This is a genomic window from Mycobacterium sp. E3339 (assembly GCF_001666915.1).
Taxonomy (GTDB): domain Bacteria; phylum Actinomycetota; class Actinomycetes; order Mycobacteriales; family Mycobacteriaceae; genus Mycobacterium.
Genome location: NZ_LZIZ01000052.1, coordinates 38182 through 59480 on the forward strand (window position 1 = coordinate 38182; position 21299 = coordinate 59480).

Below are 21299 nucleotides of genomic sequence, written 5' to 3' on the forward strand. Positions count from 1 at the left end.
TGGCCGCCGCGGCACTGGCATCCCCTCTGCGTCGACGGGTTTCCATCAAGAACTAGGCGACCACGGCGGTGTTGCGAGGCCCGCCCACAAACATCATGCTTGCGCGGCCGCAGCAGGGGTATTCGTCTGAACACGATGCCAGCAACGTCTGACCGGCCCACGGACGAACTCGACTCTTGTGTGCGCGTTTACGGGACGCGGGTCCACAATCTGCGGGGGGTCGACGTCGCGGCGCCGCGTGATGCGCTGGTCGCGTTCACCGGAATCTCCGGATCCGGCAAATCGTCGCTGGCCTTTGGGACCATCTATGCCGAGGCCCAGCGCCGCTACTTCGAGTCGGTCGCCCCGTACGCCCGTCGCCTGTTGCTGCCGGCAGGCGCGCCGAAGGTGGATGACATCACCGGGCTACCGCCCGCCGTCGCTTTGCAGCAGCGCCGGGGTTCGGCGACGTCGCGGTCGACGGTCGGCACCGTCACCACCCTGTCGAACCTGCTGCGGATGCTGTTCTCCCGCGCCGGAACCTACCCGCGTGGGGCCACGGAACGACTGGACTCCGACGCGTTCTCCCCGAACACCGCGGTGGGGGCGTGCCCCGAATGCCACGGGTTGGGGCGAATCCATCGGGTGACCGAAGAGACACTGGTACCTGACCCGTCGCTGACCATCCGGGAAGGCGCCGTGGCCGCTTGGCCAGGTGCGTGGCAGGGCCAAAACCTACGCGACATCCTGGTCACGCTCGGGTACGACATCGACAAGCCATGGCGGAAACTCCCGAAGCGTCAACGCAATTGGATCCTGTTCACCGATGATCAGCCAACGGTCGAAATCGACCCGAGCCAGCACCCGGTGCAGGCCGATTATTACTACAACGGCACGTTCTCCAGCGCCGAACGCCACGTCCGCCACACGTTGGCCAACTCGCACAGCGCGATGATGCGTCGCCGCGTGCTGCAATTCGTCAACAGCGTCGAGTGCCCGGTATGCGAGGGTTCCGGGTTGCGACCGGAAGCGCTGAAGGTGACATTCGCCGGTCGCACCATCGCCGAATACGCGGGGATGCCGTTGGCCGACCTTGCGGACGCGTTGCGCCCCACGGCTTCTCGGACCGATGCCGCCGCCGCGTACGAGTCGACGGAATCCGGTGAGTTGACGGAGGTGGCGACAATGATCGCCGCGGACCTCGTCGCACGCCTGCAGGTACTCATCGACCTCGGCCTCGGTTATCTCACGCTTAGTCGCCGAACACCGACGGTGTCACCCGGCGAATTGCAGCGCCTGCGACTGGCCACCCAATTGCGCGCCGGCTTGTTCGGCGTGCTTTACGTGCTCGACGAGCCGTCGGCCGGACTGCACCCCGCGGACGCCGAACCGCTACTCGACGTGCTGGATCGCCTGCGGCGCGCGGGCAATTCGCTATTCGTGGTCGAGCACGACATGGACGTGGTACGCCGTGCCGATTGGATCGTCGACGTCGGACCCGGGGCGGGCGAACTTGGTGGGAACGTGCTCTACAGCGGCCCGGTGCCGGGCCTGGCAGACATCGAGGAATCGGTCACTCGCAGTTACCTTTTCGACGGGGCCGGTCCGACGCCTCGCCAACCGCGCACGCCGTCCGGGCAGTTGCGGATGCGCGGGATCTGCTTTCACAACCTGCGAGACCTCGACGTGGACCTGCCCCTTGGTGTGTACACCGCGGTCACCGGGGTGTCCGGTTCGGGCAAGTCGACACTCGTCGTGAAGGTCCTCGGCGATGTCGTGAACAGGCATCTGGGCACCGGGCGCGCCGCCGAGCCGGCCGCATCCGATGACGACGAGACGGACACCGAAGTCGTCGATCTGGATCACGACGCCAGCGCCGGCGTGACGGCGGAGGGTGTCGAGGAAATCAATCGGCTGGTGTCCGTCGACCAGCGCCCGATCGGACGCACTCCGCGCTCGACGCTGGCGACCTACACCGGTTTGTTCGACGCCGTGCGGCACGAATTCGCCGCGACCCCGAAGGCCCGTCGCCGCGGTTGGACGGCGGGCAGGTTTTCGTTCAACGTGCCCGAAGGTCGCTGTCCCACCTGTCAGGGCGAGGGGTTCGTCTCGGTCGAATTGTTGTTTCTGCCAGGCACATACGCCACCTGCCCGGCGTGCCAGGGAGCGCGCTACTCCGACGAAACACTCGAGGTGCGGTACCGTGATCGTACGATCGCCGACGTGCTCGCGATGACCGTCGATGAGGCCTCGGACTTTCTTGGCGACGTTGCGAAGGTGGCGCGGAGCCTGACCACGCTGCAAGAGGTCGGACTGGGCTATCTGCGCCTCGGACAGCCCGCGACCGAGCTGTCAGGCGGCGAGGCGCAGCGGATCAAGCTCGCCTCCGAGCTCCAGAGACCCCGCCGAGGGCATACCCTCTACGTCCTCGACGAGCCCACCACGGGGCTCCACCCCGCCGATGTGGATCTGCTCGACCGTCAGCTGCACCGCCTGGTCGACGCGGGCAACACCGTGGTGGTGGCCGAACACGACATGCGGATGGTCGCGGGCGCGGACTGGGTGATCGACCTCGGGCCGGGCGCCGGCAACGACGGTGGTCGGGTCGTCGCGGCGGGCGCGCCGAATGAGGTTGCGCGTGCGAAACACAGCCGCACGGCGCCGTACTTGGCGAAACGGTTGGCGTCGTCCGCTACTCGGTGAAAACCCTTGCGCGCCGCCAGGTCCCCTACGCGTGCCGGCACACGCCCTCGTGCGCCTTCGCCAGCCAGAACACCGCCCGCTCGATCGTCGGCACGATGTCGGTGATCTCGATGGAGCCCGCCGCGAACTGGCCCAGCGCCCCGTAGACGACGCCGGCCAGGATGACACCCAGGTCCTCGGCGAAGCGTTCATCGCACTCGCGCATCACCGACCGCGCCGCGGGTGCGACGACGTCGAAGCCGTGTTGGGTCAGTTCGTCGCCACCGGGCCCGTCCTTGGCCCGCACGTACGCCTGCAGCATGCGGGGGTGTTTCTCCCACGGTTCGAAGATCGCCCGAAAGATCCACATGAGCCCGTCGTAGAGCGATTCCTTGTCCCCGGAGTGCGAGGCGACGGCGGCGTAGCGGTGGGTGTCCATCCACCACCGCAGCGCCGCGACGATGAGGTCGTCGCGGGTGGGGTAGCGCTTGTAGATCGTGGTGAGCGACATGCGGGCCCGGCGCGCGACCTCCCGCAGCTGCACGGCGTCATAGCCCTCGGTGTCGATGAGGTCGACGACGATGTCGATCAACGGATCGACGGCCCGGGCTGCCGCCACTGATCCGTCGCGCCGTTGCGATGAGGCTTTACCGACCACGATAACGATGTTACTCTCCGAACCGGAGTAACGCGGTTACTTGAGAAAACCGCAGGCGACGACGCGAGCGAGGGCGTGATGGGTGGTCTAGACGGCAAGGTGGCGTTCATTACCGGGGCGGCACGTGGGCAGGGCCGCAGCCACGCGGTCCGGCTGGCGCGCGAGGGCGCCGACATCATCGGCATCGACATCTGTGCCGACATCCCCGCCAATGGCTACGCCATGGCGCGGCGCGACGAGCTCGACGAAACGGTCGGCCTGGTCGAGGCCGAGGGCGGCAAGATGCTCGCGACGGTGGCCGACGTCCGCGAGTTCGATCAGGTGAAGGCGGCGCTCGACGCTGGGGTGGCACACTTTGGCCGGCTCGACATCGTCTGCGCCAACGCGGGAATCGCGCCCGTGGCGTTCCGGCAGCTGAGCATCGAGGAGGAGCTGGCCCAATGGCGGGCCGCCATCGGGGTCAACCTCGACGGCGCCTATCACACCGCGTGGGCGGCCGTGCCGCACCTGCTGTCCGGGCAGCGCGGCGGTGTGATCGTGTTCACCAGCTCGACCGCCGGGCTGCGGGGCTTCGGCGGCCTGCAGGGCGGCGGCCTAGGGTACGCGGCCTCCAAGCACGGGGTGGTCGGGTTGATGCGGGTCCTGGCGAACTCGTTGGCCCCCTTCAACATTCGGGTCAACACGGTTCACCCCACGGCGGTCCGCACGATGATGGCCGTCAATCCGGCGATGACGGAGTTCCTGGAAAGCTTTCCCGAAGGCGGTGCGCACCTGCAGAATCCGATGCCGGTGGAGATGCTGGAGCCCGAAGACATCAGCGCGGCGATCGCTTATCTGGTCTCCGATGAGGCCAAGTATGTCACCGGGGTGACGTTCCCCGTGGACGCCGGCTTCTGCAACAAGCTGTGAGCCCCGCGATGCAACCTCGACCGCAGGGCCGCGTGGCCGGCAAACGGGTCCTGATCACCGGTGCCGCTCGCGGGATGGGACGCAGCCACGCGGTGCGGTTGGCCGAAGAGGGCGCGGACTGCCTGCTGGTCGACATCTGCGACACCCCCGACGGCATGGAGTATGCGCTGGCTACCGAGGACGATCTGCGCCAGACCGCCAAACTCGTTGGAGAGCTTGGGCGGTCAACCGTCTGCAAGGTCGTCGACGTGCGGGACGCGGCCGCCCTCAAGGCCGCCGTCGACGAGGGGGCCGACGAACTTGGCGGCCTGGACGCCGCGATCGCGAACGCGGGCGTGCTGACGGTCGGCACCTGGGACACCACCACCCCGGAGCAGTGGCGGCTCGTGGTGGACGTCAACCTCATCGGCGCCTGGAACACATGCGCCGCGGCGCTGCCGCATCTGCTGGCGGCCGGCGGCGGCAGCCTGGTCAACATCAGCTCGTCGGCCGGTATCAAGGGAACTCCACTGCATACGCCCTACACGGCCGCCAAGCACGGCATCGTCGGCATGAGTCTGGCGCTCGCCAATGAACTTGCCGCACAAAATGTCCGGGTGAACACCGTGCATCCCACGGGCGTGGCCACCGGCATGGCGCCGCCATCGATGCACCAGCTGATCATGGAGAAGCGACCCGACTTGGGGCCCATCTTCATGAACGCGCTGCCGGTTCTGATGACGGAGGCGATCGACGTGAGCAACGCGGTGCTGTTCCTGGTTTCCGACGAGGCCCGGCACGTGACGGGCTTGCAGTTCACCGTCGACGCGGGGGTGACCATCAGATGATGAGCAGCCACAATCAGAGACGCGAGCGCGGCCTGCGGACGTTCGCCGAGGTGATGACGGTCGAAGCGCCAACGGACGCCAGCCCCGCGATCGCCGACGGGCTCATCGACTTCGTGTTCGCCGAGGTGTGGACCCGGCCCGGCCTGAGCCGGCGCGACCGCCGGTTCGTCACGCTGGCGTGCGTCGCCGGCGCCGACGCCGCGCCCGCGCTCGAACAGCACGTCTACGCCGCGCTGAACAGCGGGGACGTCACAATCAGCGAAATGCGGGAAGCTGTCTTGCATTTCGCGGTCTACGCCGGCTGGCCGAAAGCCTCGCAGTTCAACATGGTCGTCGACGCGCAGTGGGAGCGCATTGCGCGCGAGCGCGGTGATGGTGGCGTGCCGCCGGCTTCGCCGTTGCTGCCCTTGCCCACCCCCAGCGATCCCGAAGCGCGCCTGGCCGGTGGCGAGGCGGCGTTCCGGGAAATCAACTGCCTGGCCTTCGCACCCACGCGAGACAACCCGTATTCGGGAGCGGGCATCCTCAACTTCGTCTTCGGCGAGATGTGGTTGCGGCCCGGGCTGGGCATGAAGGAGCGCCGCCTGATCACGTTGGCGTGCGTCGGATTCCAGGACGCCCAATACCCGATCATGTCCCACGTCTACGCCGCTCTGAAAAGCGGTGACGTCTCGTTTGACGAGATGGACGAGCTGGCCCTGCATTTCGCCGCGTACTACGGATGGCCGAAGGCGTCCTACCTCAATCAGGTCATCGCCGAGCAAAAGCAACGTGTTCTCGACGAGGCGGGCTCGGACGCATCGGTGCTGTGGTGACGACGGTCATGGATGCCGCCGCCTTGCCGTCGGGTGCGTTGCTCATCGGAGAGCAGCGGGTGACCGGTGCCTCCGGCGGCACGCACCAACACATCTACCCCGGAAACGGTCGACCGAACGCCACGGTCGAGCTGGCGGGTCGCGACGAGGTGGATCATGCGGTCGCCATCGCACGCGAGGCGCAGCGGCGCTGGCTGATCCTTCCCGTGGACCAGCGCCGCGACCTCTTGCTGCGGCTGGCCGACCTGGTCGCCGAACAGGCGCCGGAACTGGCTCGCCTCAACGCCTGTGACTACGGCGTGCCGATCGCGATGGCGGGCAATTCGGTGCTCACCGAGCGATTCTTGCGGTACTACGCCGGTTACGTCGACAAGCCACATGGCCTGAGCACTCCGGTCAGCGGGAGCTTCGACGTGAACATCGTCGAACGCGAGCCTTACGGCGTCGTCGCCGTGATCACGCCGTGGAACGGTCCGCTCGTGGTGATCGGTCTGGCCGTCGCCCCGGCACTGGCCGCCGGCAACGCCGTCATTCTCAAACCCTCCGAGCTGGCTCCCCTGGCACCCCTGCGTTTTGGTGAGCTGTGCCTGGAGGCCGGCCTGCCGCCGGGACTGGTAAACGTGTTGCCCGCCAGGGCAACTGGTGGCCAGGCGCTGGCCGCCCATCCCGGAATCGCCAAGATTCACTTCACCGGCGGCCAGGCCACGGCGCGTCAAGTGCTGCGCACCGCCGCCGAGAACCTGACGCCGGTGGTCACCGAACTCGGCGGAAAGTCGGCCAATCTCGTCTTCGCCGACGCCGATCTGGATACCGCCGCCACCCTGGCCGCGTTTCAGGGACCACTGACCCAGTCCGGTCAGAGCTGCGCCTGCGCCAGCCGAATCCTGGTCCAGGACAGCGCCTTCGACGCATTCCTCGAGAGATTCCTGCACGCCGTGCGCTCGGCCCCGGTCGGAGATCCGCTGCGGCCCGACGTGTTATTCGGGCCCGTCATCAATCAGGTTGCCGGCGAACGCATCCTGGCGATCATCGAGGACACGATCCGGTTGCGGCAGGGACGACTCATCGCGGGCGGGCACCGGATGACCGCCGACGCCGACGGCTTTTATATCGAGCCGACCGTTTTCACCGACGTCGACCCCACTGCCGCGCTGGCTCGACAGGAGACGTTCGGACCGGTCGTCTCGGTGGCGGCGTTCCGGGACGAAGACCACGCCGTCGAGCTGGCCAACGACACCGATTTCGGCCTCAACGCCTTTGTCCAGACGTCCGATCTGCGTCGCGCCCACCGCGTGGCACGAAGGCTCCGGGTGGGATCGGTGTGGATCAACTCCCACAGCGATATCGAGCCGCAGGGGCCCTACGGCGGGTACAAGAACAGCGGCTTCGGCCGCAGCGGCGGGCCGGACGGGCTCTACGAATTCCTGCAGGCCAAAAACATCCGCATCGGGATGTGACGGCCTACTTGAGCATGCTGCCAGCGTCGACGGTAACGGGAAGGCCGGTGATGTAACGGGATTCGTCGGACGCCAGGAACAGCACCGCGTTGCTGATGTCCACCGGCTCGACCCATCCGACCGGGAGTACGTGCATGAACTGCGCGGCGACCTTGAGGTCTTCCGGCCCGGGGTTCTTCAGGTCGGGTCGGAACAGCTTCATGGTCCCCTCGTTCATGAACATCGGCGTGTTCACGTTGGTGGGGTGAACCGAGTTGACGCGGATGAAGTGCTGGCCCAACTCGACGGCGAAGGTGCGCATCAGGCCGACGACGCCGTGCTTGGCGGCGATGTAGTGGCCGGTGTGCGGGTACGCTTTGAGTCCGCCGACCGAGCTGGTGAGGATGATGGAGCCGCCCTGGCCCTGCGAAATAAGATGGGCCACGCCGGCTTTGACGGTCCTCCAGACGCCGGAGAGGTTGACGTCGATCATGTCGCGCCAGTCGTCTTCGCTCGTCTTGTCCAGCGTCTGGCCGCCGTTGCCGATGCCGGCATTAGCGCAGATGATGTCCAGCCGGCCCAGCTGTTCGACGCCGCCGTCCAGCGCCGCCTTGAGGGCGTCGTAGTCCCGCACATCGACTTCGGCGGTCACCACGCGGCGGTCCAATCCCATGATCAAGTCGGCGGTCTGGGCCAGGTCGTCGGTTGTCGAGGGCGGGATCTCGCTGCTGCTGCTGATCGGCTTGCAGATGTCGACCGCGATGATGTCGGCGCCTTCCTGGGCGAGGCGCACCGCATGACTGCGGCCCTGCCCGCGGGCCGCGCCGGTAATGAATGCGACCTTGCCCTCGACTCGTCCGCCCACGACTGCACCTCACTGGTCCCGCCCGGGCGACAGCCACCCGCGCTCTTTCCGATGTTGGTCGATCGATCAGCAAGCCTGGCACCGTTTCGCGGCACTGTCAACATTCAGTCAGCCGGAAGGGCGCAGCGCGGTTGGGGCTGAGTCGGCCCGACCGCCGAGCTCGCTAGTCGGTTTTCGCCGGTGCGGCCGTGGGCGTCGTCAACATGCTCAACTGGCGTGCGACGAAGGCTCGCAACTCATCGTGTCCCTGGGTGACGCCCACCGCGCTTTCGTTGCACAGGCTGCGTGCCGTCTGCGCGATCAGCATCGAGATGGCCGCGGGCGGATACTTTCGCAGGTCGATACCGTTGGCGCGGAGCACCATCGTGACGGCGGCCGTCTCGATATCGCGCACGCGTTCGGCGTAGGCCTTGAGTTCGGCGCCAATTGCCTTGCGGTGGTTGGCCAGAGCCATGAATTCGGCGTTGAGTACGGTGAAGGCGGCGTCACTGTTGAGCTCCCACAGCGCCGCTATGGGATCGTCCTCGCTCAGCAGCGCGCGCATCCGCGTTAGGGCGGCTTCCGCCCCGGCGCGTAGGACCTCGACGAACAGGTCGTCCATCGTCGGGAAGTAGTAGTAGACCAGGGCCTGCCGGACGCCTGCCTCTGCGGCGACCCGCCGCGAGGTTGCCGCGGCGTAGCCCTCCTCGCGCATGATGCGAGCGGTCGCTTCGATCAGCTTGCCGCGCGCGCCGGCGTCGTCAGTGCGCTTGCTGCGGCGATTCGCGGTTGGGTTCGGCCCGCCCGGCGTGCTTGACCGGGCGGCGCGACGCGTGGTAGGCATTACCGCATCCTAACAATTTGGTCGATCGACCAGTTGAAGGCCGGCGGAGAGGATGTGGACCCATGACCGATCTCGCTGACGTCGACTACTTCACCGACGCCGATATCGCTCAGGATCCGTACCAGTACTGGGATTACCTGCGCGATCAAGGCCCAGTGGTCCGCGAGCCCCGCTACGGGGCGGTCGCCGTCACCGGATATCAAGAGGTGCAAGCCGCTTTCAAAGATGTCGATTCGTTCTCCGCGGTCAACGCGATCGGCGGTCCGTTTCCGCCGCTACCGTTCACCCCCGCCGGCGACGACATCAGTGAGCAGATCGAGGCGCACCGCCACGAGTTTCCGATCTTCGAGCACATGGTGGTGATGGACCCGCCCGAACACGACAAGGCGCGCTCCCTCTTGGGCCGGCTGCTGACGCCGCGTCGGCTGCAGGAGAACAAGGACTACATCTGGCAGTTGGCCGACCGGCAGTTCGACGAATTCATCGCCCACGGGCGCTGCGAGTTCCTCGGCGATTACGGCAAGCCGTTTGCTACCTTGGCCATCGCGGATCTGCTCGGGGTGCCCGACGAGGATCGTCCCGAGATCCGTCGCAATCTCGGGGCCGGCAACGCGCCGGGCGCTCGCGTGGGCGCCCTCGATCACGAACCCGTGGGCAGCAATCCGTTGCAGTATCTCGACGATCTCTTCAGCGGGTACATCGCCGACCGGCGGCAGGAACCCCGCGAGGATGTACTCACCGGGCTGGCCACCGCCACCTATCCCGACGGCTCGACCCCGCCGCTGCTGGAGGTGGTGCGCCCGGCGACTTTCCTGTTCGCGGCCGGGCAGGAGACCGTCACCAAGCTGCTGAGCTCGGCGGTCCAGGTCCTCGGTGACCAGCCGGAGCTGCAGGAGCGCCTGCGCGCGGACCGCGAACTGATCAGCCCGTTCATCGAGGAGGCCCTGCGCATGCAGAGCCCCACTAAGGTCGACTTCCGGCTGGCGCGCAAGACCACGACGCTGGGCGGGGTGCGCATCCAGGCCGGCACGGTGGTCATGCTGTGCCTGGGGGCGGCCAACCGCGATCCGCGAAAGTTCGAGAACCCGAATGAATTTCGCGTCGACCGCAAGAACGTGCGCGAGCACATCGCGTTCGGCCGGGGCATCCACACCTGCGCGGGCGCCCCGCTCGCGCGCGTGGAGGGACAGATCACCATCAATCGTCTCCTCGACCGGACGCGCGACCTGGTGATCAGCGAGGCCAAGCACGGCCCCCTCGGCCATCGCCAGTACCGCTACGAGTCGACATTCCTGCTGCGGGGCCTCACCGAGCTGCACATCGAATTCACCCCGGTGGCCTGAGGCGCATCACTCCTCCGGAACCAGCCCTTTCACTTGCTGGTAGTAGATGATCTGGCCGCCGCCGGCCCAATTTCCCTCTGGGATCTCGTGTATCAACGTCCACACGTGAAAAGCCCGCTCGCCCCGCGGATCTATTTCCGCCGCCGCGCACACCGCCGCGTGCACGTCCGCGGCGAGTCGTTCCTTGCGGTCCTTGTCGAGCGCTCCCGCGAAAACAGTTACGTCGACCCGAAAACGCGGCGCACCGGGACCGCGCCCGCCCACCGAGAGCTCCGCCGCGTCGATCGCATGCGTGTAAACCCAGGTGTTATCGCGTAGGAACGGGGTGTCCGGGGCGCGCTCGGCGCGCAGCAACGCGGCGACCAACTCCTCGGTCAAGTGGCTCACTACGCGATCGTCAACGGCGCCGCGCACGAACGTCAGGTCGATCATCGGCATGGCGGCTCCTCGCTCATAACTTCCGCAGGCCGCGCACGACCTTGATGTACGGCGCGGTCGCCGCCGCGCTCTTGCGCAAACTCGGTTGAATCGCACCGGCATTGCCCACCACCACATGGCGCAGTCCGTTCTCGCGGAACTCGGCAATCTGCTCGATGACCTCGTCCGGCATTCCGACCGCGAACAACTCGCGGACGAGCGATGCCGGCGCCTGGGCCGCGTACGACAGGGCCGTCCGCTCGTCGATTGTCTGCGGCATCAGGTCCTGCACCCCGGTGAAATCGGCGCCCATCGGGTGCTGGGCGCCGTGGCGCGCCCAGTCTTTGGCGGGCGAGTTGAGCGTGAACACCTTGGCGATGTCGGACTCCACGACCTGGTCGATCTCGTCGCGGGACCACCCGGTCACGATGAATCGGATCAGCGCGGGGGTGATGGACATCGGGTCGCGGCCGGCATCGGAAGCCGCGCTGCGCACGATGTCGAGTTGCTCGCCGTATTCGGTCGCCCGGGTCGTTCCCGGGAACCAGCCGTCGGCATAGCGCCCGGTGGCGCGCATCATCCGCGGACCGTGGGCAGCGATCCAGATGGGGGGCCACTTGCCCTTGTACGGGGGCAGGGCGAAAGTCGCTTTGTGCAACGGGAAGAACGGCGAGTCCCGGCTGACCAATTCGCCGCGTGAGCCCCACAGCGCACGGATGGTGGCGACCGCCTCCTCGAAGCGTGCCACCGGCTTCGACCAGTCGACGCCGTAGGGCGCGTTGCTCTCCCGCTCGCCGGTGCCGATGCCCAGCACCGCCTTGCCGCGGGTGAGCAGGTGCAGCGAGGCGACCGCCTGGGCGGTGACGGCGGGATTGCGCCGGCCGGTGTCGGTGACGGCCACGCCCAGGCGCATCCGGCCGAGCCGGTTGCGGCCCGCGAGGTATCCCAGCATGGTCCACGGCTCCAGGTGGGCGTCCATCTTGGGGATCAGCCGGGCCGCGCCCACGTGCTTGGGCGTCCACATCGATGGCGGCAGTACCGAATTGAGATGGTCGGCCACCCAGAAGGAGTCGGCGCCGCAGGCCACACCGGTCAGGTAGTCGGCGCGGATCAATGGCTTCGGGCCGAATCGCGAATTGATGGTGTTGTGCATGACACCCACGCCGAAGCCGGCCATTCTGCGCTCCTTCGAGCCGCCGGCCTAAGGCTAGCCGTTCGGCTACCCGGGACGATAGATGATCATTACCCCGTTCATCAATGGCCCCCGAGCACCGGAAGCAACAGCCGCGACGCGGAGCGCACCGTGTTCGGGCTGGAGGTGCCGACGCTGACTTGGCGGAAGTTCATGATCGCCGGCATCGAAGGGTCCTGGTCGTCGCTGGTGGGCGTCACACGGATGCGGTGACCCGCCTGGAAACCGGCGGGCGTTGGGAACCAACGGGATTCGGTACTCGACGTCCTCGCCCAGGCCGTCGTGGTTGGGTGGGCCGCCGTCCTGTTTCTACGTGCAGCCGCTGACGCTTATTCGCCGCCCGGCATTGACGCAGACGGTCGGCGCTGGCGGCGGCGGGGGCGGATAGTCCTCCGGCAGCGGCGCGTAGGCCGCGGGCGGCGGGGCGTAGGAGCCGACGGTGTCGGCCACGTTGGTGCAACCGCTCACCGAGATACGCCTGCCCACGCTTGCGCAGACGTCCGCGTGGGCCGCGGCGGACGGCTGCACGAGGCTCCATACCTCGGGAATCGCCGTGACAGCCAACACCGCGATAGCCCCGGCGGCACAAGACCGCATCCGCGGGGTCATTGCGGACCCGCGCCCTGATCGATCAGCGGGGTCCACTGGCACCGCTGCCTGACGTCGACCATGGGTTGCCGGATGCGCTCCAGGTCCGCCTGCTCTTGCGGGTTGGCGCTGAAGTAGTTCTCCACCTGAGGCCGGATCTGATCCTTCGGCTGATCTTGCAGGCCGGTGTAGAACCCGTTCAGGTCCGGGTGGCTGAACAGATAGGTCGAGAGCGCCGCCGCGACGCCCGCCGCCACGCCGGACACATCTGCGGCCGTGCAGTCGGGTGGCCGGGGCGGTGGGTCGGCCACGGCGGTGGCCGCCGTTGCGCCGAGCAGTGTCGCCGCAACACCACCGGCGCCGACCGCACAGGCAATGATTCGACAGCGGATTACCTTGGAAAGCTTCATGATTGGCCTCGTTATCCCTGTAGTCGATCCGAGCACCGTCGAACAGCCCCGGCTCGATTTCAACTCTGGACCGCGGACTAGCGCAGCGCGCGGGCCGAAGTCACTGCTTCAGATTAACAATCGTCATCGCATGACGGCGCGAAATCGGTTAGTCCACCGCAAGGGCGGCCAGGGCTTGGACACCGATGCGGGGATCGTGGGTAAACGTAGGGCTTCCCGTGTGAGCCTGGGGGCGGCGTTCGTCGGCGTGTCGCCGCCAACGATTCACACGCAACGCCCACGCGCAATGGCGGTTACGCGAGCACCGGAAGCAACAGCCGCGACGCGGAGCGCACCGTGTTCAGGCTGGAGGTGCCGACGCTGGCATGCCGGAAGTTCATGATCGCCGGCATCGAAGGGTCCTGGTCGTCGCTGGTGAGCGTCACGCGGATGCGGTGACCCGCCTTGAACCGGCGGGCGTTGGGAACCAACGGGATTCGGTACTCGACGTCCTCGCCCAGCGGCACCGCCTGCGGGTTGCGACAGGGCAGCGCGGGCGCGCCGGGACGACTGGCCGCTTCGTCGACCTCGCGCAGGCTGGCGCGCAGCCAGCCCGCGGTCACGTCGGTGGCCTCCCCGTCGGGGCCCACGTCCTGCAGCGTCGCGATCCATGCGGTGTCGAGAGCGGTTGCCGACGCAACCAGCCGCAGCTCGATATCGCCCACCACGTCCAGGTCCGATACCAGCGGGGCGCCGGTCCAGGCCAGCATCGGTGGCGGATCGATCTCGCTCGGCTTGACGCGGCCCAGACCCGAGCCGACAACCATGAATTCGCGTCCGCCCGGCTCGCCCTCGTCAGCATCGAGACCACCGTCGGCGCGCAGGGCCAGTTCGCGGTGGTCAGCTTGCGACGGCGGCCAGGAGTCCGCGGTTCGCCACTCGTCGGCGCCGGGCAGGAAGTATCGGATCGGCGGCCCGTCGGCGATTCCGGTGTCGCGGCCCTTCAGCCAATGGTCGTACCAGGCCAGCGCCTCGGTGTGCATGCTCTCCCACGGCCAGGTCAGGCCGAACTCGCCGAGCATGCCCATCCGCACGCATGCGTTGTCCGACAGCCCCTTCCAGGCGGCGAAGGTCGACGGCAGGTGTAACGGCACGTTCTGCCAGTCGCACCCCAGGTAGACGGGGATGTCGATCTCCTTGAGCAGTGGCAACAGGTTTCGCTCTTCCCACCATTCGTCACGCGTGGGGTGCTTGACCGCCGCCTCCTGCCACAGTTCGTCCCACGGGTGCGGGTTGTGGGGCAGCCGAAGCAGCTGACGCAGCATGGTGACCGCCGCTTCGCCGTTCTTGGTCTCGAATTTCTTGTGCACGCCCGGGCTGTTCAGGACGCGGCGCGCCAACCCGATTGGCTTGCTGCGCCACAGCTTGTCGCTGCGGTCGGAGGTCAGGCCCATCATGGCGAGGAACGGGGTGACGAACGACGAACTCAGCAGCCCGTGGTGGTTGGCGCCCTCGTACAGGTCGGCCGTCACGGCAAGGGGGAAGATCGCCTTGAGGTGCGGCGGCCGCTCGACGGCGGCCTCGAGTTGGGTCATGGCGAAGTAGCTGATGCCGATCATGCCGACGTTGCCGTCGCACCACGGCTGAGCCGCGACCCACTCCACCAGGTCGTGCACGTCGCGCCGCTCCTGGGCGTCGAAGAAGTTGAAGGTGCCCTCGGAGCCGCAGGTGCCGCGCAGGTTGGCGATGACGTGCACGTAGCCGCGGGGCACCCAGAAGTCTGTCCTGCCGGCCTCGATGAATCCCGCCGGGGCGCCGAGGTCTTGCATCTGCCGCGGGTAGGGCGAGGCGGCCAGCAGAGCCGGGAACCGGCCGTCGGCGTCCGGCCGGTGGACGTCGGCCAAAAGCGTTGTGCCATCCCGCATCGTGATCGCTTCGTTGATGTCGGTGCGCGTCGCGTACTGCGGCTCGCTGAGGTTGCGGTATTCCCGTCCGGTGGTCTGCGGGCCGTTGAGAGGAGCCATATTTTCACGCTACGTTGAAACTAGTCTCAACGCAAGATGAAATTTCGGCTATGGTGGGACGGTGGCGCGGCGATCGATCACCCCGGGTCCGCGTGACGAGCGCGGCGTCTTGGCGGCGCGCATCCTGGCCGCGGCTCGTGACGAATTCGCCGAACACGGCTGGGCCGGCACGGCCATTCGCGCGGTCGCCCGCACCGCGGACGTCGACCCGGCCCTGATCTACCACTACTTCGGCTCCAAGGAGGGGCTGCTCGACGCGGCCACCACGCCGCCGCAGAAGTGGCTCGACGCGGTGGCCGCGACGTGGGCGACGGCCAAAGCCGATCTCGGTCGGCAATTGATCCGCACCGTGCTGGACACCTGGACCGATGAGGAGGTGGGTCCGATCTTGCGCGCGGTGGTGCTGACCGCCGCGCACGAAGACAAGACGCGGGAGAAGCTGCGGCTGATCGTGGAGCGCGGTCTGATCGGCGGTTCCACCTTGGGTGCCGACGAGGACGAACGGCTGCGGCGCAGCGGCCTGATCGCCACCCAGCTGATCGGCTTCGCGTTGCTGCGCTACGTCTGGAAGATCGAGCCGATCGCATCGATGCCCGACGACCAAGTGGTCGCCGCCGTGGGGCCCAACCTGCAGCGCTACGTCGACGGCGACATTGGGTAGCGGCTAACGCAATTCGGGAGGGCCAACCGGGACAATGGCCGGATGCGTGTTTTGCGCGCGGTCCTTGCGCTTGCGGTCGCCACGGCCGCGATCCCCGGGGTCACGGCCCAGGCGGGTCCCGACGTTCCGCCCGTTGGCGATGCGGCGCGCGCGGCCGGATTCGTCGACGTCCGCAGCGTCGTTCCCGACGCCATCATCGACCTGCGCTACGCGACGACCAACAATTTCACCCACACGCAGCTGTACCCCTCCGACGCGCGATGCCTGGTGCATCAATCCTTGGCGCCGGGGCTGGCGGCGGCCGCGTCGGCGCTGCGCCCCCAGGGGCACGTCCTGGTGTTCTGGGACTGCTACCGGCCGCACGACGTGCAGGTCAAGATGTTCAACGCCGTTCCCAACCCGGCGTGGGTCGCGCGGCCCGGCCCGTACGCGCGCAGTCACGAGTCGGGGCGCTCGGTGGATGTCACGTTCACCACGACGCAGCAGCCCTGCGCGTCCGGGCAACACGCGGACGGACTATGCCTGGCCGACATGGGCACCGACTTCGACGACTTTTCCTCCCGCGCAAACGCTTTCGCCACCCAGGGGGTCAGCGCCGAAGCTCAGGCGAACCGGGCCGCGCTGCGGAACGCCATGAAATACGGCGGGTTGGCGCCGTACTCGGGGGAGTGGTGGCACTTCGACGGCCCGGGCGCCGGGGTCGACGTGCCGATCCTCGACGTGCCCGTGGACTGATCTCACATATCGAGACGACAGTTTCATATTATGGATTTGTCGGTACGCTTCAGGAATGACCGACGAGCGCGGAGCCACCTACACGCACGGCCACCACGAGTCGGTGCTCCGCAGCCACCAGCGGCGCACCGTGCAGGACTCGGCCGCCTACCTGCTGCCCAACCTGAAGCCCGGCTTGTCCGTGCTGGACATCGGGTGCGGGCCCGGGACGATCACCGCCGACCTCGCCGCCCTCGTCGCGCCCGGCCCCGTCACGGCCGTCGACCAGGTGGCCGATGTCCTGGGCGTGGCCCGCGGCGAGATCGAGCGACGAGGCCTGTCGAACGTGTCGTTCGCGACCGCCGATGTGCACCGGCTCGACTTTGCCGACGGCACGTTCGACGTCGTGCACGCGCATCAGGTGCTGCAACACGTTGCCGATCCGGTGATGGCCCTGCGTGAGATGAGACGGGTGTGCGCGCCCGGGGGCGTGGTGGCCGCGCGGGACGCCGACTACGCGGGATTCATCTGGTTTCCGCAACTGCCGGCGCTCGATCTGTGGCGCGATCTCTACGAACGGGCCGCCCGTGCGAACGGCGGCGAGCCCGATGCGGGCCGGCGGCTGCTGTCCTGGGCCCAGCGGGCGGGCTTCGACGACGTGACGCCGTCGGGCAGTGTGTGGTGCTACGCGACCCCCAGCACGCGTGAGTGGTGGGGCGAGATGTGGGCGGACCGGATACTGCACTCGCGGATCTCGAGCGACCTGCTGAGCCTGGGTCTGGCCACGCCGGCGCAGCTCGACGAGATCTCCGCGGCGTGGCGCGCCTGGGCCGCCGCCGCCGACGGCTGGATCGCCCTTCCGCACGGAGAAATCATCTGCCGCGTGTAGCCGCCCGGACGTGTTTGGCCAGTTCAGGTATGCGGTATTGGCATTCTCTTTTTTTGCAAGTACGTTATTCATCGATGGATAACGCTGCCCAGACACCATCCGGCATTCCGCTTGCGCCGGTGTACGGCCCGGGGGACATCACGGCGCCTCCTCCGGCGCCGGGGGAATTCCCGTTCACCCGGGGTAACTTCGCGTCCGGCTACCGCGGCAAGCTCTGGACGCTGCGCCAGTATTCGGGCTTCGGCACCGCCGAGGAATCCAATCGCCGCTACCGCTACCTGCTCGAGCAAGGCGGGACGGGGCTGTCGGTGGCGCTGGACCTGCCGACCCAGTGCGGCTACGACTCCGACGATCCCGAGTTCGGCGAGGAGGTCGGCCGGGTCGGCGTCGCGGTGGACACCCTGGCCGACTTCGAGATCCTGTTCGACGGCATCCCGCTGGACAAGCTCAGCACGAGCATGACGATAAACGGGACGGCGGCCATCCTGCTGGCGTTCTACGTCGCCGCCGCGGAGAAGAAGGGGGTGCCGCGGGCGAAGCTGACGGGCACCATCCAGAACGACATCCTCAAGGAGTACGCCTCCCGGGGAACCTGGATCTGGCCACCGGAGCCGTCGCTGCGGCTGATCGCCGACACGATCGAGTTCTGCGCGGCCGAGGTGCCACGCTTCAACGCGATTTCGGTGGCGGGCGCGCATTTTCGCGACGCGGGCGCCAACGCGGTGCAGGAGATGGCGTTCACCCTCGCCGACGGGGTGACGTATTGCGACACCGTGGTGGAGCGGGGTCGGATGACGATCGACCAGTTCGCCCCACAGATCTCCTTCTTCTTCTACACCCACGGCGACTTCTTCGAAGAGATCGCCAAATACCGTGCGGGGCGGCGTCGTTGGGCAACGATCGTGCGGGAGCGGTACGGGGCGACCACGGACAAGGCATCGATGTTCCGCTTCGGTTGCGTGTGCGGCGGCGCGTCGCTGTACGCGCCGCAGGCGCACAACAACGTCGTCCGGGTCGCGTACGAGGCGATGGCCGCGGTCTTGGGCGGTGTGCAGTCGATGTTCACCGCCGCGTGGGACGAACCGTTCGCCCTGCCCACCGAAGAAACCACAACACTGGCGCTGCGCACTCAGCAGATCCTCGCCTATGAGACGGGCGTCGCCAGCGTCGCCGACCCCCTGGGGGGCTCCTACTTCGTCGAAGCACTGACCGACGCGACCGAAGCCCGGATCGTGGAGATCATGGACGACCTGGAACGACACGGCGGCATGGTCCACGCCATCGAGGACGGCTACCTGCAGGGCCTGATCGCCGACGAGGCCTACCGCGCGCATCAGGACATCGAGGGTGGGACCAGGCCCGTCGTCGGAGTCAACCGGTTCGTGACCGACGAGCCGGAACCCGATGTCGTGACCTACGAACTGGACGCGGAGGGCCGCGACCTTCAGCTCAAGCGCCTCTCCAAGGTGAAGGCCGAAAGGGATTCGGCCGCAGTGCAATCCAGTTTGACGGCGCTGTCGCGCGCCGCCGAAGGAGACGACAATCTGATGCACAAGCTGATCGACTGCGCCAATGCCTATTGCACGGTCGGTGAAATGGTCGCCGCGCTCAAGGCGGTGTGGGGCGAGTTCCAGCAACCGGTGGTGTTCTAGTGGCGGCCCGGATTCTCGTCGCCAAGCCCGGCCTGGACGGCCACGACCGCGGCGCCAAGATCGTCGCCCGCACCCTGCGCGACGCCGGTTTCGAGGTGATCTACACCGGCATCCGGCAGCGCATCGAGGACATCGCCTCGATCGCCGTCCAGGAGGACGTCGCGGTCGTGGGCTTGAGCATCCTGTCCGGTGCGCACCTGGCGCTCACCGCCCGCACCATCGAGGCACTGCGGGCCGCCGACGCCGCCGACATCGCCGTCGTCGTCGGGGGAACGATCCCGCACGCCGACGTGCCCAAGCTGCTCTCCGCCGGCGCCGCCGCGGTATTCCCCACCGGCACACCGCTCGACGTGCTGGTGCGGGAAATCCGCACGCTGACCGGCACCCCCGAACCCGTGGAGGAACAGTGCGCGTCGGAGTGATGATCGGCGCCGAGCGCGGCGACATGGCCCGCAAGGTGGACAGGCTGGCCTCGGACATCGCATGGGCCGAGGCCGCGGGACTGGACACCGCGTGGATGCCGCAGGTGCCCAACGACTTCGACTGCCTGACCATGGTTTCGCTGATGGCCGCGCACAGCTCGCGCATCGAGCTGGGCACGGCGGTGGTGCCGCTGCAGGCCCAGCATCCGATCGCCCTTGCCCGCCAGGCGCTCTCGACGCATGCCGTGGCGGGTGGACGGTTGGCGTTGGGCGTGGGGCCGTCGCACCACTGGATCATCCGCGACATGCTCGGCCTGCCGTACGAGAAGCCGGCCGCCTACACTCGCGACTACCTGCAGGTGCTCAACGCCGCTATTGCCGGGCCGGGACCGGTTGACGTCGAAAATGATTCGTTCACCGTGCACAATCCGCTGGTGATCGGCGCCGATACTCCGATGCCGGTGCTGCTCGCCGCGCTGGGGCCGGTGATGCTGCAGATCGCGGGCGAGCTCGCCGATGGCACCGTGCTGTGGATGGCCGACGAGCGGGCGATCGGTGACCACATCGCGCCGAAGATCACCAAAGCCGCCGCCGACGCCGGGCGGCCCGCGCCGCGGATCGTCGCCGGCATCCCGGTATGCCTTTGTGCGCCGGCACAAGTCGACGAGGCGAAGGAGCGGGCCAACCGCATCCTGGGTGAGGCCGAGGTGTCGCCGAACTACCAGCGGCTGCTGGACCGCGGCGATGCCCGCGATGTCGGGGACCTGTGCGCGGCCGGTGACGAGCAGGCCATCCTGACCCGGATGCGCCGTTTCGCCGACGCCGGCGTGACCGACCTGTCGGTGCGGCTGCTGCCCATCGGGGACAACCGCGAGGAGCTGATTGCCTCCAAGCGCCGCACCCGCGAGATGATCGCCGCGCTCGCAACGGATTTGCGGTGACGTCTACCGGACCTTTAACGGGGATGCGCATCCTCGAGGTCGGCACGATGCTGGCCGGCCCGTACGCGACCATGCTGCTCGCGGACCTGGGCGCCGAGGTCATCAAGATCGAACCGCGCGGTGGCGAGATCTCCCGCGGTGTCGGGGACACCTACTTCGCCAGCCTCAACCGCAACAAGTCGAGCATCTGCCTGGACCTGAACTCGGATGCGGGTCAGCAACGCCTGGGTGAGCTGGTCGCCGAATCGCATGCGCTGCTGGTCAATTTGAAGCCGTCGGCGATCCGCCGTCTCGGGTTGACCTATGAGACGCTGCGACGGCACAACGAGCGGATCGTGTGCGTGGCGATTACGGGCTTCGGCCTGTACGGCGGCGACGATCCCGCCTTCGACTATGTGGTGCAGGCCGGCGTGGGCACCGCCGCCCTGACGGGTGACCCGGACGGCCCCCCGACCCTGCCGGGTTACTCGTCGGCCGACAACTCCACCGGGATGACCGCGGCGCTGGGGCTGTTGGCCAAGATCATCTCCGGAACCGGCGGCCAAGTCGACGTCTCGCTGCGCGACGTCATGCTCTCGCAGCTGAACTATCACGCCTCCGCGTATCTCAACAGCGGGGTTCGGCCACAGCGGCGGCCCCACGGGGCGCATTCCTACTACGTTCCGGCCCAACTCTTTCCGACCGCCGACGGGTATCTGGCGCTGTTCATCACGCACGACGGCTTTTGGAAGTCGTTCGCCGCCGAAGCGGGCATCGGGGGTTTCGAGACGATGGCCGAGCGAGTGGCCCGCCGCGACGAGGTGCTGACCGTCGTCACGGCGATGCTGGCCACCGACAGCGCAGCCGGCTGGGAGCGCCGGCTGCGCCCACTCGGGGTGCCGGCGGCGGCGGTCAGGACGCTGCCCGAGGCGCTCGACGCGACGCCGGAAGTCGTTGTGACCGCAGGAAATTTCCGCCTCGTCGGGAGCCCCATCCACGTCTCGGGCTACGAGCCGCAATACCGGCCGCCGCCGGAATTGAGCGAGGACGCGTAGTCGGCCGAATGTGCGGCTGGCCGCACACTCGGCGTCATC

21 protein-coding genes and 1 pseudogene are annotated in these 21299 nt (G+C 67.8%); 13 read left to right on the forward strand and 9 right to left on the reverse strand.

What is annotated here, in order from left to right; genetic code table 11:
- Nucleotides 1-135: 135 nt before the first annotated feature.
- The gene (locus A5702_RS04395; RefSeq protein WP_068218556.1) at nt 136-2682 is read left to right on the forward strand and encodes an excinuclease ABC subunit UvrA; all 2547 of its coding nucleotides are present in this window, start codon (nt 136-138) and stop codon (nt 2680-2682) included.
- A 25-nt stretch (nt 2683-2707) separates the two neighbouring features.
- Here the strand turns inward: A5702_RS04395 and A5702_RS04400 are convergent, their stop codons facing one another.
- Nucleotides 2708-3319 (reverse strand): TetR family transcriptional regulator, encoded by a 612-nt coding sequence (locus A5702_RS04400; protein WP_082955941.1) that lies wholly within the window; start codon nt 3317-3319, stop codon nt 2708-2710.
- A 78-nt stretch (nt 3320-3397) separates the two neighbouring features.
- Between A5702_RS04400 and A5702_RS04405 the strand changes: the two genes are divergently transcribed.
- Genes A5702_RS04405 through A5702_RS04420 form a run of 4 tightly spaced genes read left to right on the forward strand, consistent with a single transcriptional unit; the run spans nt 3398 to nt 7327 of the window.
- Nucleotides 3398-4228: a mycofactocin-coupled SDR family oxidoreductase gene (locus A5702_RS04405; protein WP_055405044.1), complete on the forward strand. Its 831-nt coding sequence runs from the start codon at nt 3398-3400 to the stop codon at nt 4226-4228.
- Nucleotides 4229-4236: 8 nt separating this feature from the next.
- Nucleotides 4237-5055 (forward strand): mycofactocin-coupled SDR family oxidoreductase, encoded by an 819-nt coding sequence (locus A5702_RS04410; RefSeq protein WP_068218562.1) that lies wholly within the window; start codon nt 4237-4239, stop codon nt 5053-5055.
- Nucleotides 5052-5870 (forward strand): carboxymuconolactone decarboxylase family protein, encoded by an 819-nt coding sequence (locus A5702_RS04415; RefSeq protein WP_156669483.1) that lies wholly within the window; start codon nt 5052-5054, stop codon nt 5868-5870. Before A5702_RS04410 ends, A5702_RS04415 begins: the two co-directional genes overlap by 4 nt.
- Nucleotides 5871-5878: 8 nt before the next feature.
- A complete protein-coding gene (locus tag A5702_RS04420; protein ID WP_068218612.1) occupies nt 5879-7327 on the forward strand; it encodes an aldehyde dehydrogenase in 1449 nt (482 codons plus the stop codon).
- A 4-nt stretch (nt 7328-7331) separates the two neighbouring features.
- Here A5702_RS04420 and A5702_RS04425 read toward each other — a convergent pair whose 3' ends face one another.
- Both A5702_RS04425 and A5702_RS04430 read right to left on the reverse strand, forming a co-directional pair.
- Nucleotides 7332-8171, reverse strand: a complete 840-nt coding sequence (locus tag A5702_RS04425) for a mycofactocin-coupled SDR family oxidoreductase (RefSeq protein ID WP_068218567.1) — start codon at nt 8169-8171, stop codon at nt 7332-7334.
- Nucleotides 8172-8334: 163 nt separating this feature from the next.
- Complete coding sequence (locus A5702_RS04430; RefSeq protein WP_231964992.1) at nt 8335-8889, reverse strand: TetR/AcrR family transcriptional regulator; 555 nt, start codon at nt 8887-8889, stop codon at nt 8335-8337.
- A 167-nt stretch (nt 8890-9056) separates the two neighbouring features.
- Here A5702_RS04430 and A5702_RS04435 point away from each other — a divergent pair, with 167 nt between their 5' ends.
- On the forward strand, nt 9057-10337 hold the full coding sequence (locus tag A5702_RS04435; protein WP_068218573.1) for a cytochrome P450: 1281 nt from the start codon (nt 9057-9059) through the stop codon (nt 10335-10337).
- A 6-nt stretch (nt 10338-10343) separates the two neighbouring features.
- Here the strand turns inward: A5702_RS04435 and A5702_RS04440 are convergent, their stop codons facing one another.
- From A5702_RS04440 to A5702_RS04460, 6 genes and pseudogenes are all read right to left on the reverse strand, one after another.
- On the reverse strand, nt 10344-10775 hold the full coding sequence (locus A5702_RS04440; RefSeq protein ID WP_068218576.1) for a tautomerase family protein: 432 nt from the start codon (nt 10773-10775) through the stop codon (nt 10344-10346).
- A 13-nt stretch (nt 10776-10788) separates the two neighbouring features.
- Nucleotides 10789-11931: an LLM class flavin-dependent oxidoreductase gene (locus A5702_RS04445; RefSeq protein ID WP_068218579.1), complete on the reverse strand. Its 1143-nt coding sequence runs from the start codon at nt 11929-11931 to the stop codon at nt 10789-10791.
- A 77-nt stretch (nt 11932-12008) separates the two neighbouring features.
- Nucleotides 12009-12222 (reverse strand): annotated as a pseudogene (locus tag A5702_RS26155) (peptidase S15); the annotation flags it as partial.
- Nucleotides 12223-12255: 33 nt separating this feature from the next.
- Nucleotides 12256-12555, reverse strand: coding sequence for a hypothetical protein (locus A5702_RS04450; RefSeq protein ID WP_055405693.1), 300 nt, complete (start codon nt 12553-12555; stop codon nt 12256-12258).
- Nucleotides 12552-12944, reverse strand: coding sequence for a heme-binding protein (locus A5702_RS04455; protein ID WP_067817099.1), 393 nt, complete (start codon nt 12942-12944; stop codon nt 12552-12554). Before A5702_RS04455 ends, A5702_RS04450 begins: the two co-directional genes overlap by 4 nt.
- A gap of 293 nt (nt 12945-13237) precedes the next feature.
- Nucleotides 13238-14947, reverse strand: a complete 1710-nt coding sequence (locus A5702_RS04460; RefSeq protein ID WP_068218582.1) for a CocE/NonD family hydrolase — start codon at nt 14945-14947, stop codon at nt 13238-13240.
- A 61-nt stretch (nt 14948-15008) separates the two neighbouring features.
- Here A5702_RS04460 and A5702_RS04465 point away from each other — a divergent pair, with 61 nt between their 5' ends.
- The 7 genes from A5702_RS04465 to A5702_RS04495 all read left to right on the forward strand — a co-directional run bounded on the left by A5702_RS04465 (nt 15009) and on the right by A5702_RS04495 (nt 21260).
- Entirely contained in the window at nt 15009-15608 is a 600-nt protein-coding gene (locus tag A5702_RS04465; protein WP_055405211.1) for a TetR family transcriptional regulator, read from the forward strand.
- Nucleotides 15609-15650: 42 nt separating this feature from the next.
- Nucleotides 15651-16343: a M15 family metallopeptidase gene (locus A5702_RS04470; protein ID WP_068218586.1), complete on the forward strand. Its 693-nt coding sequence runs from the start codon at nt 15651-15653 to the stop codon at nt 16341-16343.
- A 55-nt stretch (nt 16344-16398) separates the two neighbouring features.
- Nucleotides 16399-17211, forward strand: coding sequence for a class I SAM-dependent methyltransferase (locus A5702_RS04475; protein ID WP_068218589.1), 813 nt, complete (start codon nt 16399-16401; stop codon nt 17209-17211).
- Nucleotides 17212-17285: 74 nt separating this feature from the next.
- Nucleotides 17286-18863 carry a methylmalonyl-CoA mutase family protein gene (locus A5702_RS04480; RefSeq protein ID WP_068218592.1) on the forward strand — a complete coding sequence of 526 codons (1578 nt, stop codon included), beginning with the start codon at nt 17286-17288 and terminating at the stop codon, nt 18861-18863.
- Nucleotides 18863-19285, forward strand: coding sequence for a cobalamin-dependent protein (locus A5702_RS04485; RefSeq protein ID WP_067817117.1), 423 nt, complete (start codon nt 18863-18865; stop codon nt 19283-19285). The genes A5702_RS04480 and A5702_RS04485 overlap by 1 nt, the downstream gene beginning before the upstream one ends.
- The gene (locus A5702_RS04490) at nt 19270-20226 is read left to right on the forward strand and encodes an LLM class F420-dependent oxidoreductase (RefSeq protein WP_068218594.1); all 957 of its coding nucleotides are present in this window, start codon (nt 19270-19272) and stop codon (nt 20224-20226) included. Before A5702_RS04485 ends, A5702_RS04490 begins: the two co-directional genes overlap by 16 nt.
- 23 nt (nt 20227-20249) lie before the next feature.
- Nucleotides 20250-21260: a CaiB/BaiF CoA-transferase family protein gene (locus A5702_RS04495; protein ID WP_068218597.1), complete on the forward strand. Its 1011-nt coding sequence runs from the start codon at nt 20250-20252 to the stop codon at nt 21258-21260.
- The last annotated feature ends 39 nt before the right edge of the window (nt 21261-21299 follow it).

Bases quoted from the DNA above. Each gene is read 5' to 3' on its own strand.
- A5702_RS04455 (WP_067817099.1), bottom strand. From the start codon at position 12,944: ATGAAGCTTTCCAAGGTAATCCGCTGTCGAATCATTGCCTGTGCGGTC.
- A5702_RS04460 (WP_068218582.1), bottom strand. From the start codon at position 14,947: ATGGCTCCTCTCAACGGCCCGCAGACCACCGGACGGGAATACCGCAAC.
- A5702_RS04475 (WP_068218589.1), top strand. From the start codon at position 16,399: ATGACCGACGAGCGCGGAGCCACCTACACGCACGGCCACCACGAGTCG.
- A5702_RS04415 (WP_156669483.1), top strand. From the start codon at position 5,052: ATGATGAGCAGCCACAATCAGAGACGCGAGCGCGGCCTGCGGACGTTC.
- A5702_RS04445 (WP_068218579.1), bottom strand. From the start codon at position 11,931: ATGGCCGGCTTCGGCGTGGGTGTCATGCACAACACCATCAATTCGCGA.
- A5702_RS04435 (WP_068218573.1), top strand. From the start codon at position 9,057: ATGACCGATCTCGCTGACGTCGACTACTTCACCGACGCCGATATCGCT.
- A5702_RS04480 (WP_068218592.1), top strand. From the start codon at position 17,286: ATGGATAACGCTGCCCAGACACCATCCGGCATTCCGCTTGCGCCGGTG.
- A5702_RS04410 (WP_068218562.1), top strand. From the start codon at position 4,237: ATGCAACCTCGACCGCAGGGCCGCGTGGCCGGCAAACGGGTCCTGATC.
- A5702_RS04495 (WP_068218597.1), top strand. From the start codon at position 20,250: ATGCGCATCCTCGAGGTCGGCACGATGCTGGCCGGCCCGTACGCGACC.
- A5702_RS04405 (WP_055405044.1), top strand. From the start codon at position 3,398: ATGGGTGGTCTAGACGGCAAGGTGGCGTTCATTACCGGGGCGGCACGT.
- A5702_RS04420 (WP_068218612.1), top strand. From the start codon at position 5,879: ATGGATGCCGCCGCCTTGCCGTCGGGTGCGTTGCTCATCGGAGAGCAG.
- A5702_RS04395 (WP_068218556.1), top strand. From the start codon at position 136: ATGCCAGCAACGTCTGACCGGCCCACGGACGAACTCGACTCTTGTGTG.
- A5702_RS04440 (WP_068218576.1), bottom strand. From the start codon at position 10,775: ATGCCGATGATCGACCTGACGTTCGTGCGCGGCGCCGTTGACGATCGC.
- A5702_RS04470 (WP_068218586.1), top strand. From the start codon at position 15,651: ATGCGTGTTTTGCGCGCGGTCCTTGCGCTTGCGGTCGCCACGGCCGCG.
- A5702_RS04450 (WP_055405693.1), bottom strand. From the start codon at position 12,555: ATGACCCCGCGGATGCGGTCTTGTGCCGCCGGGGCTATCGCGGTGTTG.